1 protein-coding gene is annotated in these 1,152 nt (G+C 35.7%); it reads left to right on the top strand.

Features of this window, described 5'->3' with window-relative positions; all coding sequences use genetic code 11:
• Positions 1 to 1,104, top strand: a 1,104-nt coding sequence (locus CQZ94_RS30770) for an IS4-like element ISBce2 family transposase (protein ID WP_105588442.1), incomplete at its 5' end; no start/stop codon positions are given.
• Positions 1,105 to 1,152 lie beyond the last annotated feature (48 nt).

Genomic DNA, 1,152 nt, shown 5'->3' with positions numbered 1-1,152 from the left:
TCTACAATTTCTCATTCTCTTTCTGCTTACTTTGAGCGGATTCGCATCCTTGATTCTACAACCTTTCAAGTTCCAGATCGATTCGCAGCTACTTATCCTGGTGCCGGAGGCTGTAGTCATACAGCTGGTGTGAAAATTCAATTAGAGTATGACTTGTTGAGTGGAGAGTTTTCTGATGTGAAAATTGAACCAGGAAAACGAAGTGATCAGGCATATGGGGCGACTCGAATGGACATGACACAAAAGAATGAACTATATATTCGTGACTTAGGGTATTTTCGTTTACAAGACTTTAAATCGATCCAAGATAAGGAAGGGTATTATTTATCGCGTCTTAAATTACCAACTAAAATATATAGAAAAGAATTCGAAACAGTGGTATTTAAAACAAAACCTGCTCAATTGAGACCGGTATATATACAAATTCATTTGGAAGACATCATGAACCAATTACAACCTGGCCAAGTGTATGAATTACATGATGTATATGTAGGGAGCAAAGACAAACTACCCACTCGCATTGTGGTTTATAGATGTACAGAGGAGCAAAAACAGAAACGTCTACATGATCGAGCTATTCGTGAAAAGAAAAAAGGGATTACATATACAGAGCGTACGAAACTTTTACAAGGAATTACGGTATATATGACAAACATTCCTACGGAATGGGTACCGAAAGAGAAAATCTATGATTTATATTCACTGCGTTGGCAAATTGAGCTGTTATTTAAAATATGGAAATCTTGGTTTCGAATTCATCGTTGTAAATCTATTAAACAAGAGCGATTAGAATGCCACCTTTATGGACAACTCATTAGTATCCTATTATGTTCTTCTACTATGTTTAAAATGAGAGAACTCCTGTTACGTAAGAAACAGAAAGAACTAAGTGAATATAAAGCGATGTACATAATTAAAGATTATTTCTTACTTTTTCATCAAGCACTACATAAAAACACCCAAGAATTATCAAAGATTCTCCTTCGTCTGTTTAACCTCCTACAGCGAAACGGACGAAAATCTCACAGATATGAGAAAAAAACAGTCTTTGATATTTTAGGTGTTGTGTATGAGTATACCACTTCTGCCCATCAGGTAGCATAGCGAAAAATTTGAAACCCGTCAGGGTTTATTTGATGTGCCTACTTTTAT

The sequence above is a fragment of the Bacillus sp. MYb209 genome (assembly GCF_002975175.1).
GTDB lineage: Bacteria > Bacillota > Bacilli > Bacillales > Bacillaceae_G > Bacillus_A.
Note: the sequence above shows the minus strand (reverse complement) of the source record. Positions and strands in the feature narration are given on the sequence as shown.